The sequence below is a fragment of the Dethiobacter alkaliphilus AHT 1 genome (assembly GCF_000174415.1).
In the GTDB taxonomy this organism is placed as follows: Bacteria; Bacillota; Dethiobacteria; order Dethiobacterales; family Dethiobacteraceae; genus Dethiobacter; species Dethiobacter alkaliphilus.
On record NZ_ACJM01000023.1, the window covers coordinates 23,902 to 35,321 of the forward strand.

Consider the following 11,420-nt stretch of genomic DNA (forward strand, 5'->3'; position numbering starts at 1 on the left):
TCCTTCCCGCGCTTACTATGTTAACAATACCATAATTTTATCCTTTAATAAAAGGGAAAACAAACCCTTCGGGCGAAAAAGTTACTGCAGAGGTGATTACATGTCCAAGAAACCAGCCATACCCCTATCCCGCTTCTCCAATCCGAAAAATTACGGGATAGCCCTCTCCGTATCACGCCGGGCCTTAGCAGCAAAAGACCCGGGAGAAATGGCGATAAACAGCGGCTGCCCCTTTGATGAAGAAACATCATCCTTTGAAGTTCTCTGCCTGGACCATCCATTTACCGTCACATATCCGGATGGCCTGGTAAAATATAAAGGGACAGACCTGGAGCCTTATTTTGTGCTGCAGATTATAATGATTAACTACCTGGCAAGAGCTGACGGTGCGCCCCTGAACTACCAATACATCCCTTACCGGGACCTGGAAGGCGGAAACGCCTATTACGGCGCTTTTCAGAAGACAGCCATCAAACCACTGGCCAAGGCTTTTGGCAGCAGCCCGGAGAAACTGCCTGAAGCTGCCGCCCCATTTGGCGGCATACCCCATACCCAGGGCTCCGGTACCGGCGTAATCCTCTATCTCTTTCCCAGGGTCCCCCTGCTCTTTAAAATCTGGCCCGGCGATGACGAATTCCCTCCTCAGGCCAATGTTCTCTTCGACAGCAGCGCCAACCATTACCTCCACACCGAAGATCTGGCGGCGGTGGACGTAGTTACCCGCATTCTAACCAAAAACCCGCAAAGAAAAGATAATTAAGTTATAACATTTTTCTTACAGTTAGCAAAATCCAGAGGTTTACTGCTAAAAAAAGCAGAAAAGAGATATGTAAATCTAATACGCGAAGGAGGGTTTACATGTTTCGCATTTTGGAAACCGATGTTGAATCAGTAATTGAGTTTGAAGTCAAAGGTGATGTAACAAAGAAAGATTATGAAAAATTAGAAGAGGCCATTCAGCAAAAACTGGCTCAAACAAATTCAGTTAATCTGTTGTGCAGGATAACTGAATTATCAAGTGTCACCGCAGAAGCAATTATCAAAGACTTCAAAGTTGGTGTTGAGCACTACAAAAACATCAATAAAATGGCCGTGGTCGGCAGTGCAGAATGGGTTCAATGGATGTCCAAATTAGGTGCAGTTCTACCGGTGGATATTAAACACTTTGAACCCCATCAGATAGATGAAGCATGGGAATGGGTTAAGGAATAGAAAAAAGTCCGGTCACACAAAAAATTGTGTGCCCGGACTTTTACTGTCAAGCGATGTTTTCATTTTGTACTTGCTGCTCCGACAGGCGGGCACGCAGATGTTCACCGGAAACCTTCTCTTCAGTGACCAAAAGTTCCGCCAATTCGGTGATGAGCTCCTTACGCTCACCCAGCAAAGCTTTAACACTTTCCTCCTGCCTGGCAATGATCTGCTGAATTACTTTATGCAGAATATTTCCCGGCAGATCATCCAGGCTGACTACGCCCAGTGTGGACATACCGGAAGCGATGATCTGTTTGGCCGCATTTACTGCCTGCTGAAAATCGTTGGCCGCTCCGGTGGAACGGTTGCCCAACACCAGTTCTTCAGCCACAGCGCCACCCACCATAATAGCAATCTGCCCTTCCAGGTATTCCTGGGTATGCAGATAACTATCCTTTTGCGGGCTTTGCCGCATATAGCCCAAAGCTTTACCGCGGGGTGTTGTGGTAATGGTGGAAACAGAACCGGACTGCTTAATCTCGCTGATTAAAGCATGGCCTATTTCATGGACGCCCACACGCCACAGTTCCTCTTTATCCGGCCTGCGCTCCAGCTTCTCCCCCATAATAACCTTATCGATGGCTTCGGCAAAGTGCTGGTGAGTAATCTTTTCCAACTGTTCGCGCATGGCCAAAATAGCAGCTTCGTTGGCCACACTTTCCAGATGGGCTCCGGAAAAGCCGAATGTTTCTTTGGCAATGGTCTCCAAATCCACATCTTCCAGCGGTTTGTTGCCGGCGTGAAGCTTGAGGATTTCAGTTCTGGCTTCCATGTCCGGTAAATCCACCTGCACGGTACGGTCGAAACGACCGGGGCGGACCAGGGCACCATCCAGCATATCAGCACGGTTGGTGGCCCCAATTAACAGGGTTCGCACCCGGTCGTCGGTGGCCATACCGTCCATCTCCACCAACAGCTGGTTCAGAGTCTGGTCATATTCATGATGGGAAGAATGGGAGCCACGCTTTCCACCAAGGATTTCAATTTCATCAATAAAGATAATGGCGCTTTTCTTTTTTTCCTTCAGCGCAGTGCTGCGCGCTTTGGAGAAAATCTGCCTGATACGCTGAGCGCCAACGCCGGCATACATTTCAATAAATTCCGACCCACTGGCCGCCATAAATACCGAGTCGGTATATGCGGCAGCCGCTTTGGCCAGCAGCGTCTTACCGGTTCCCGGAGGACCCACCAAAAGAATCCCTTTTAACGGACGGATTCCCATCTGCGCCACCTTTTCCGGGTGGCGGACAAAATCCAGCGCTTCCAGCAGTTCTTTTTTGGCAGTACGCTGACCGCCAATTTGTTCAAATTTCACATTGCCGGGATGGTCTTTTTTGTTCTCCACCACAGCAAAATTCTTATTGCCGCCTTTTGTACCGGCAAAATAATAGAGGGCAGCAAAAATTGCACCGAAGAAAATAACCGGAGCCACATTGACCCCTTGCCACGCCAGCACGGCTAAAATCGCCACTGAAGCGCCAATACCAGCTTCTCGGATCATGCGCGCTCACCTTCCTTTCCCCGGTTTCCCCGCTCAATAATTTCATACAGGTAGGCATCGTCCTGCCTGATCTGCAGATAAATGTTCTCATTATCCACCATAATTTTATGCTCGGCAATACCTAAATCCGCCAGGGTAGTAGCCACCTCTTGACCCATTTCGGTGAAATTACCACGCTGTTCACCTTCGTACAACGCCAGGTTTACAGCACTAAACGCTGTTTCCAGCCTGGGGTCACGCCCGTCCCTGATTTCCAGACGGAACCCATTCTCTCCCAAAAGATCGACTATTTCAGCGTTCAACCGACGATGAATATAGCCAAAATCATCAACGTAATCCAAAGTCACCACTACCACCTGCTGATTTCCGTCTTTATGGAGATCAACTGCCTGGACCGGTTCATACTCGCTCAGTCGCTGAAACAACGGTTCGTCCACCATTTGGTGCTGACGAAGATAGACACCGCCAACCCCAAGAGCAAGTGTCACCACAAAAGCCAGAACAATAACTGGCCATTTTAGATTTTTCATAACTATCGCCCTTTCTAATAGTGAGGCAGGTTTACATAAGTCATTATAACATAGGCCTTAGGGTAATCCAACTGGAAAAACTACGAACATATGTGTCAAAACCATTAAGCACATAGCAAAAAATCAGCCCCAATGGGACAGGGGGACAGGTCAGCTGTCCCACCCCCGTCTTCTCCTTGGGGCTGATTTTCTCTATTTATTATATTGTTTTAACTAAAAGACTTTAGCGATTTGACTAAATTTTTTTTGGGACAAGGAACCTGTCCCCTTGTCCCAAAAGTGTGGACAAATAAACCTGTCCCTCTGTCCACAAAATCAGGCGAGGAGGTCGTAGCCGTCAAAGCCGGTGATGGTTACGGGGAGTAAGCCTCCTTTTTGGGCTTTTTTGTCACTGTTTTGGATGCGGATGTAGCCGTCCACCTCCGGGGCCTGCATATAGGAGCGAGCCAACAGGATGGACGGGTCCTGAGCAGAGCTGCCGTCCACCATGGCGGTAACCGTTTTGCCCACCAGCTGCTGTTGTTTTTTTTCGCTGATGGCGCTTTGCAGGGCTACGGCGCGCCGGACACGCTCCTCTTTTACCTCAGCCGGCACCTGATTGGAATAGGCGGCGGCCGGGGTTCCCTCTTCCCGGGAGTAAGCAAAAAATCCTACCCGGTCCAGCTGCGCTTCTTTTAGAAAGGCCAGCATTTCACCAAACTCCTCTTCTCCCTCTCCGGGGAAACCGGCTATAAAAGAGGAGCGTAAAACAATTCCGGGAACCTCCCGGCGTAGTGTTTCAATGAGTTTGAGAATTTTGTCCGCCGTGGTTTTTCGGCCCATGCGTCGTAATATTTTATCCGAGCCATGCTGCAGCGGCAAATCCAGGTACTTACAAACCTTTTCTTCCCTGGCCACAGCTTCAATAATCCGCTGATCCAGCCGTTCCGGATAAGCATAAAGCAGCCTGATCCAGTGAACGCCGTCGATGGCGGCCAGCTCCCCCAGAAGTTTGGGCAACTGTGCCTTTCCAGTGCGGTCTGTACCATACAAAGTAATATCCTGAGCAATAAGGTTTAGCTCTTTTACCCCGCCTGCGGCCAGAGATTGGGCTTCCGACACCACCGCCTGACCATCCCGGCTCTGATACGGTCCGCGAATTGCGGGGATGGCACAATATGTGCAGCGGTTATCACAGCCTTCGGCAATTTTCAGATAAGCGGTATGTGACGGAGTAGAAAGCAGTCGCGGCGCATCATCGCTTCCGGCAAACTCCCCCTGGGTAAAGCTCACCTTTTCCCCGGCCAGGCCGCGGCGAATGGCGACAGCGGCTCCGTGGACGTCGTTGGTGCCAAAAAGCCCATCCACCTCCGGCAGCTCGTCCAGCAATTCATCGGCAAAACGTTGCGCCATACATCCGGCGGCCAAAAGGAGCCGGCAATTTTTCTCTTTATATGCGGCCATTTCCAGGATTTTAGCAATTGATTCCTCTTTGGCAGCGTCAATAAAACCACAGGTATTAATTATAATAACATGGGCTTTTTCAGGATCGGTGGTTAAGGTAAACCCGTCTTCATTTAACAAGCCCAGCATGGTTTCGCTGTCCACCAGATTTTTGGCACATCCCAGGGAAACGACGGCAACTTTTATTTCCTGCATTATATTCCTCCATTTTCTTCTTCCAAGATAGTATAAGCCACTATGAGCCTTGTGTCAAAGGATGCAAAGAGAAACACACGCTGCAGGCAGCGTGTGTTTCATATTTGTGCTTATGTGGGTATGAGGGAGCCTACACGGGAGCGTTCGCGCCGGGTAATGGCGGCTATTTCACGGTGGTCCAGGTCATCCACAATATAGAGGGATGCATCTGCCGATTCCGCCAGTTTTTCCAGGAATTTTCGCTGGGGCTCCAAGCCAATACAGATGAGATGCATTTTATGTTTTTTAATCAGAGCTCCCGCCTCGATGGCATCCAGGTATGGATCCTTATCACCACTGGCCCAGGTTGGTAATCCGTCGGTGATTAGGATTACCAGGTGTTTTTTTCCCCGTCGGCCGCAGAGATAGTTTACGGCGGTGCGAATTCCTTCTCCCATGGGCGTGAGACCAGCAGCACTCATGGCCGCCAGGCCGCGGCGGACCATCAGGTCGTTTCTGGTTGAACGGACTTTAACACCTACATCGCCTTCCTGAAACGTAATCAAAGATAAAGGTTCATGCATCTGCCGCACCAGATTATCGGCCAGGGTTTTTACCTCCCGGATTCGTTTCCCGTTCATGCTTCCGCTGGTATCCACCAACAAACATACTTCCAGCGGCGGGGCTCCGCCATCTTTTATGACCCGGAAATCTTCATTGCGCAAAAACTGTGCATCACCGGAGGTAAGGCGCCGGCGTGCTGCACAAATCATGGTTTCCGCCACCGCCAGCGAGTCCCGGCAACCGTGTTGACGGGGTTGGGTTTCCCGTAAAGTATAGAACCCTTCATTGTTTTGTCCGTGGCGGACACAGCGGTAATGATAGCGTTGAAACGTCTTTTCTTCCTGTAACCGCTGCAGTCGGCGGATTTCATTTTCCACCACCTGCATTTCTCCTCCATCCTGGGCAACTGCCAAGAAGGGGGCTGCGGCCACTTTGACCACAGTACCGGCATGGTTTTGATTTAGTTGTTTGTCTCCCCCTGATTTGTCAGGACGTTTGCCGTTTTTTTTTCCTCATTTTGTTGGGTGACATCCTGCTTTTCTTCTTGGGGAGTGTTTACGGCCACTGTTTTACCCGACGACTGGTTTTGCTTCTTGGACAGGCGCTGCCACAGTCCGCGCCATAAGGCGGGATAGCGCTGCGGCCCCCGGTCTTTGGCCGGGTCTTTTTTGGCCTTGGCCGGTGACGTGGCTTTTTTTTGTTCACTGACAACTTGCTCACCCAAAGCAGCGGCGATTTCCTGTAGCTTGGGCGCTTCAATCCGGTGCCGCAATGCGGCAGGCAAAATGGCGGCTAAGTCGGAGAAGCCTGCAATTCTTCGTCCATAGAGGGCAGCATGCAACAGAGCACCCAGTCGGGCGGCCTGGATTCCGCGAATGCTCTCCAGCCGGTAGCGAATATACAGGTTGCTGAGGAAATCTTCTGCCTGTTCATCCAGGGTGATGAGTGAAAGGTCAGACAGCGGTTGTTTTTCGGCTTCAAGGGAAATAGCCATATTCTGAGCCGAGGCATTCATTATGGAGCGAATCACCTCCGGTTGGTCCGGCCGTTCAATGCGTACCACAAAATCAAACCTGTCGGCCAACTGCCTGCGAATTTCCTGCAGCGGCCCCGGCTCTTCATCGGGATTTGATGCGGCCCACACATTCAGGTTAACCGGCATTTCCACGGTGGGCAATCCGGTCTCTTCAATCTGAACCCGGCCGGGCTTTGTACCCATTACATCCAGGAGCACATCTACCAGCGCCGGTGATGTATCGGCCAGGCGGTTAATTTCATCCACAAAAACTATACCTCTGTGTGCCCGCGGCAGCGTTCCGGGTAGGATAGCTGCTGCCGGATTGTGGACAGAAGTTAATTTATCCAGATCAATACTGCCAACCACCGTTCCTACCTTGGCCGAATGGGATATCTCCAGAAAAGGAGTATCCACAACCTCGCTCTCCAGTCCTGTAAGGCTTTGATGCTCAGGACAATGGGGAGAGCCGGCTTCACAATTGTAGCGGCAGTCCTTAACCCTCTCCAGCTGCGGCAGCCTGCTTTTTGCCGCGCGGATCAATGTGGTTTTTCCTGTACCGCGGACCCCTTCCACATGAAAATGAATGGGCACACCTGCTTTTGCGGCCAGCACACCTATTTCAATAAATCTTTGCAACTCTTCATTACCCTGATGAAAGACAACATTTTGCCACTCCATACAGACCTCCTGAGGTTTTCACTGTTGGTTATACAGAATAGTGTTACCAGTGAGCTCAGGTTTATAGCCCTTGCAAGAAAAAAAAAGAGCATAAAGGAATCCTTCATGCTCCAAAAACGCAATATTAATCTTCTTCAGCTAAGACTATTTCCACATTATAAGCGTTACCACTTTGGGGGAGTTCGATGGTTTCACCGTTTACCTCTACAGTTACGGCACTGGCGGCACCAAAGCGGAATCTCAGCTCATTTTCTGCTCTCACAGAGCGTTCATCTCCCGCGGAAAATGTGTGTTCAAATTCCTGTGACCCATCGGTGTGGGCCCGGACCCAGCAGCGGGCGGAAAAAGAAAGGTCTACTACCAGTGAATCGGCATTGTAAACGGTAAATCGTTCTCCTCCCTGAATATCCTCAGCTTCAATGCGCATCTCCGGCTCTTGCTCTTCAACATCTTCCGGCTCCTCTTCTTCTGCCGGTTCTCCGTCGGGCGCAGGCTGGTCATCAGGGGTCTGCTCTCCCGGCAGTTCATTATCCTCCAGGGCCGGCGGCTCTGTACTTGCCGGGGAATCGGCGGATATCAGGATAGCACGGACACCCACAAACAACAGCGCCAGCACCAACACAAACATGGCCAAACGGCCTTTGTTGATGCGACGGACCGTATTATAATTTTTCATCACTGCTTCAGGCATGGGTTTTTTCTTTTCCACCGGCTTTGGCTGTTCATTGTCCTGATTGTCGGTTTGCGCTTCTGTGCCGGTATAGCGTGTCAGAAGAGGTTCGGGGTCCAGCCCCACTTCAGTTGCGTATTTTCGCAGGGCTCCTTTTAGATAAACTTCACCGGGAAACTGATCAAAATCGCCTTCTTCCAGCGCCTTCAGATACTTCTTGGCAATAAGAGTACTGCTGGACAACGCTTCCAGGGTCAACCCCCTGTCCTCTCTTGCCTGTTTTAATTCCTGGCCAATTTCCTGCATGCTTTCACCCCGTCTTTATTTTACTCAGATGCTTCGGATTCTTTATCATACAAGAGCTTCTGAACCAAATCAGGTGTAATCAAAACCTCACGGGCTTTGCTGCCTTCGAAGCGGCCCACAAAGCCTCTCCGCTCCATGTCGTCAATCAGGCGGGCCGCTCTGGTGTAACCGATACGCAACCTGCGCTGCAAAAGAGAGATAGAAGCGGTTTCCGCCTCCGCCACCAACATAACTGCGTCGGCAAAAAGCTCATCCTCTTCGTAAATATCCTCATCCTCTTCCTCTTCATCCGGCATCAGCTGTTCCACAAACTGTGGTTCACCCTGCTTTTTTATAAATTCCAGGAGGCTGTTTAATTCCCTCTCGTTAATAAACGCACCCTGAATCCGATACGGCTTGGGAGCGCCGATGGGATGAAACAGAGCATCACCGCGACCCAGTAATTTTTCCGCACCGCCCATATCCAAAATGGTGCGAGAATCCACCTGGGAGGAAACGGCAAAGGCGATACGTGAGGTGATATTGGCTTTAATTACTCCGGTGATAACGTCCACCGAAGGACGCTGCGTGGCAATGACCAAATGAATACCGGCGGCACGGGACATTTGCGCCAGCCGCGCAATGGAATCTTCCACATCTGCCGCCGCCACCATCATCAAATCAGCCAACTCGTCAATGATGACCACAATATAGGGCAGCAAGGCATCTTCTTTATTCTCCCGGCATTTACGTTCATTATAGCCGGCTATATCGCGGACACTTTCCTGGGCAAACATCTCATAGCGCCTGGACATTTCTTTAAGCATATTTTTCAGCGCCATGGAGGCTTTTTTAGGTTCGGTTACCACCGGCATCAAAAGATGCGGGATGCCGTTAAAGGTGTTGAGCTCCACCACTTTGGGGTCAATCATTACAAATTTAACTTCATCGGGCCGTGCTTTAAATAATATGCTGGAGATTAAGGCATTAATGCAGACGCTTTTACCGGAACCGGTGGAGCCGGCAATTAACAAATGAGGCATCTTCTTTAAATCGGCCAAAATAGCATTGCCGGTAATGTCTTTTCCCAACCCTATGGTGAGAGCCGAACCCGCATTTTTAAACTGTTCATCTTCCAGTACTTCACGCAAATAGACAGGAGCAATTACTTTATTAGGTACTTCTATCCCCACCGCAGCCTTGCCGGGAATGGGCGCCTCGATGCGCACATCGGCGGCAGCCAGATTCAACGCCAGGTCATCGGCGAGAGCCACAATCTTGCTGATTTTCACCCCGGTTTCCGGTTGTATTTCAAAACGGGTTACGGTGGGCCCGGTCTGGGCATCCGTTACCTTCACCTTCACTCCGAAACTGTCCAGCGTTTTCTCCAGTACTTTAGCCCGGTCGGCAATGGTTTTCTTCTGCTGGCTGTCCTTATGCTTGGGGATTTTTGATAACAATGACAGCGATGGCACTGTATAGTCGCCCTGCGAAGGGACAAAAGAGATGGCCTCCCCTTCATCCTTAGTATCCACAACCAGGGGATCATCCTTGGTATTAACCGGTTTGTTTTCTTCTTTTGTATCGGATAAATCAGATACTGCATCCTTTTGCGGAAAAGGAATTACAGGAGCCAGGTCCGGCTCAAAGGTATGCTGGGGCTTGTCCGCATCCCCTGTAAAAAAAATGTCCTCTGTGGAATCGTCGCGGTTTTTATCGGACTCTTCAGCTTCCTCTCCAGCAGCCTCCTCCACTTCCAACTCAGCACTGGAAGCAAAAATAAACCGGAAAAATGAACCCACAGACTTCAGGCCACGGCCTGTTCCCCGCACACAAAAACCCATGGCCCGTCCGGCGGTCCCCAAAAGCTGTGTTATAGAAATGTTGGTTACCAGTAAGAAGGAAATCACGGTCATGGCTGTCAGAATAATATAGCTACCGTAATCCCGGAAAAGAAAGTACAGCATAATTGCCAGCATGGCGCCGATTACTCCTCCGCCCTGCTGTTGAACTCCCAACTGCCAGGAGGCGCGATACATACCCTGGTCTGTAACCAGAGGCAGTTCGGCAGTCATCAACTCCATATGAGCATAGATGAGAATCACCAAAAAGAAAAGAGTAAGTCCTGCCATCCGTTGTTTGATATTGGGAATTTTCCAGGGCAGGATACCCTGGAGCCCGTACATTGCCAGGACTATGGGAATCAAGATAGCCAAATCGCCGGTAAACAGACGCAGCACATTATTAAAAAAACTACCCACTTCCCCGGTCTGGGCCGGGAACAATATGGCGGCAAAGGCCAAGGCGGCCAGGGCCAGTTTAAAGATAGCTTTTACCTGATATCTGATTTCATCACTCATGTCAAAAGTGGCCATTTGGGCACCCCGTTACTAGTTTATGCTTAAAATCCCGCCACCTTCAAAATAATGGTAACGGAACCGGCAAACCAACAATAATAGGCAAAGTAGTGGAATCTGCCGGTTTTTAGCAGATGAATAAAAAAATTAATGGCAATTACGCCAGCCAGAAAAGCGGCCACCGTGCCCCAAAATACGGCAGGGGTCAGGCCCACAAAGCCGGCTGCACTCATATCCTTTAATTCCAACAGTGTGGCGCCGAAAATTACCGGCACCGACACCAAAAAAGAGAACTTCACGGCGGTCTCACGGTCCAGGCCGCGCCAGATAGCCGCGGTAATGGTGGAGCCGGACCGGGAAATCCCCGGAATAATGGCCAATCCCTGGGCCACGCTGATAAACAGAGCATCACGGGCCCCCATGGTGGATTCACCTTTTTTGCCCGGTTTCAGGCAGCACAATGTATAGATTATACCACCGGTGATGAGCAACATAAAGCCCGTTGTTAAGGTAGATTCATAAAATCTCTTAAAAACATCGGAAAACAAATATCCCATCAGCCCTGTGGGAATAATTCCCAAAAGAAGCATCAGGGCAAAATGGCGTTCCTGCCGCCCTTTTACTGCACGGGTGAGTACCCGCAAAAGATCGGCTCCAAAAACCCAGATTACAGATAGCAGGGTACCGAAATGGACCATAACCTCAAAGGTAATACCTGGTTGGCGGACTCCGAAAAAGTCCTGGAAAATTACCAAGTGACCTGAGCTGGACACCGGCAAAAATTCTGTCAGTCCCTGTAGAACCCCCAGGAGAAATCCTTCGATATTGCCCATGATATTCCTCCCTGAGCATCACTAAAGATGCTTTTTTATCAGTTCGCCAAACCTGCTGAATATCCTTTTTTCCTCCCGATTTCCCGGCGCCACCGCACTCTCCACCAATGATC

Annotated in this window: 10 protein-coding genes; 2 read left to right on the plus strand and 8 right to left on the minus strand. The window is 50.1% G+C overall.

The annotated features are described in order from the left end of the window. Positions 1-100 precede the first annotated feature (100 nt). On the plus strand, positions 101-760 hold the full coding sequence (locus tag DEALDRAFT_RS14645; RefSeq protein ID WP_008518884.1) for a DUF3786 domain-containing protein: 660 nt from the start codon (positions 101-103) through the stop codon (positions 758-760). 98 nt (positions 761-858) lie between these two features. Next, a complete protein-coding gene (locus tag DEALDRAFT_RS14650) occupies positions 859-1,212 on the plus strand; it encodes a SpoIIAA family protein (RefSeq protein WP_008518886.1) in 354 nt (117 codons plus the stop codon). 46 nt (positions 1,213-1,258) lie between these two features. On the opposite strand, the gene DEALDRAFT_RS14655 is transcribed toward DEALDRAFT_RS14650, so the two are convergent. From DEALDRAFT_RS14655 to DEALDRAFT_RS14690, 8 genes are all read right to left on the minus strand, one after another. Continuing rightward, complete coding sequence (locus tag DEALDRAFT_RS14655; protein WP_008518888.1) at positions 1,259-2,755, minus strand: AAA family ATPase; 1,497 nt, start codon at positions 2,753-2,755, stop codon at positions 1,259-1,261. Then, positions 2,752-3,285 carry a hypothetical protein gene (locus DEALDRAFT_RS14660; protein WP_008518890.1) on the minus strand — a complete coding sequence of 178 codons (534 nt, stop codon included), beginning with the start codon at positions 3,283-3,285 and terminating at the stop codon, positions 2,752-2,754. The genes DEALDRAFT_RS14655 and DEALDRAFT_RS14660 overlap by 4 nt, the downstream gene beginning before the upstream one ends. A 315-nt stretch (positions 3,286-3,600) precedes the next feature. After that, a complete protein-coding gene (gene rimO / locus DEALDRAFT_RS14665; protein WP_008518892.1) occupies positions 3,601-4,923 on the minus strand; it encodes a 30S ribosomal protein S12 methylthiotransferase RimO in 1,323 nt (440 codons plus the stop codon). A 110-nt stretch (positions 4,924-5,033) separates the two neighbouring features. Beyond that, the gene (locus DEALDRAFT_RS14670) at positions 5,034-5,852 is read right to left on the minus strand and encodes a vWA domain-containing protein (protein WP_008518893.1); all 819 of its coding nucleotides are present in this window, start codon (positions 5,850-5,852) and stop codon (positions 5,034-5,036) included. Positions 5,853-5,926: 74 nt separating this feature from the next. Then, a complete protein-coding gene (locus DEALDRAFT_RS14675; protein WP_008518896.1) occupies positions 5,927-7,162 on the minus strand; it encodes an ATP-binding protein in 1,236 nt (411 codons plus the stop codon). A 124-nt stretch (positions 7,163-7,286) separates the two neighbouring features. After that, complete coding sequence (locus DEALDRAFT_RS14680) at positions 7,287-8,138, minus strand: helix-turn-helix domain-containing protein (protein WP_008518898.1); 852 nt, start codon at positions 8,136-8,138, stop codon at positions 7,287-7,289. Between the two features lie 20 nt (positions 8,139-8,158). Beyond that, entirely contained in the window at positions 8,159-10,492 is a 2,334-nt protein-coding gene (locus DEALDRAFT_RS14685; RefSeq protein ID WP_008518901.1) for an FtsK/SpoIIIE family DNA translocase, read from the minus strand. 26 nt (positions 10,493-10,518) lie between these two features. After that, positions 10,519-11,307: an undecaprenyl-diphosphate phosphatase gene (locus DEALDRAFT_RS14690; RefSeq protein WP_008518903.1), complete on the minus strand. Its 789-nt coding sequence runs from the start codon at positions 11,305-11,307 to the stop codon at positions 10,519-10,521. Positions 11,308-11,420 lie beyond the last annotated feature (113 nt).

Excerpts from the sequence above, each read along its gene's own strand:
- DEALDRAFT_RS14690 (WP_008518903.1), bottom strand. The coding sequence starts at position 11,307 with ATGGGCAATATCGAAGGATTTCTCCTGGGGGTTCTACAGGGACTGACA.
- DEALDRAFT_RS14670 (WP_008518893.1), bottom strand. The coding sequence starts at position 5,852 with ATGCAGGTGGTGGAAAATGAAATCCGCCGACTGCAGCGGTTACAGGAA.
- DEALDRAFT_RS14655 (WP_008518888.1), bottom strand. The coding sequence starts at position 2,755 with ATGATCCGAGAAGCTGGTATTGGCGCTTCAGTGGCGATTTTAGCCGTG.
- DEALDRAFT_RS14645 (WP_008518884.1), top strand. The coding sequence starts at position 101 with ATGTCCAAGAAACCAGCCATACCCCTATCCCGCTTCTCCAATCCGAAA.
- DEALDRAFT_RS14650 (WP_008518886.1), top strand. The coding sequence starts at position 859 with ATGTTTCGCATTTTGGAAACCGATGTTGAATCAGTAATTGAGTTTGAA.
- DEALDRAFT_RS14660 (WP_008518890.1), bottom strand. The coding sequence starts at position 3,285 with ATGAAAAATCTAAAATGGCCAGTTATTGTTCTGGCTTTTGTGGTGACA.
- rimO (WP_008518892.1), bottom strand. The coding sequence starts at position 4,923 with ATGCAGGAAATAAAAGTTGCCGTCGTTTCCCTGGGATGTGCCAAAAAT.
- DEALDRAFT_RS14685 (WP_008518901.1), bottom strand. The coding sequence starts at position 10,492 with ATGGCCACTTTTGACATGAGTGATGAAATCAGATATCAGGTAAAAGCT.
- DEALDRAFT_RS14675 (WP_008518896.1), bottom strand. The coding sequence starts at position 7,162 with ATGGAGTGGCAAAATGTTGTCTTTCATCAGGGTAATGAAGAGTTGCAA.
- DEALDRAFT_RS14680 (WP_008518898.1), bottom strand. The coding sequence starts at position 8,138 with ATGCAGGAAATTGGCCAGGAATTAAAACAGGCAAGAGAGGACAGGGGG.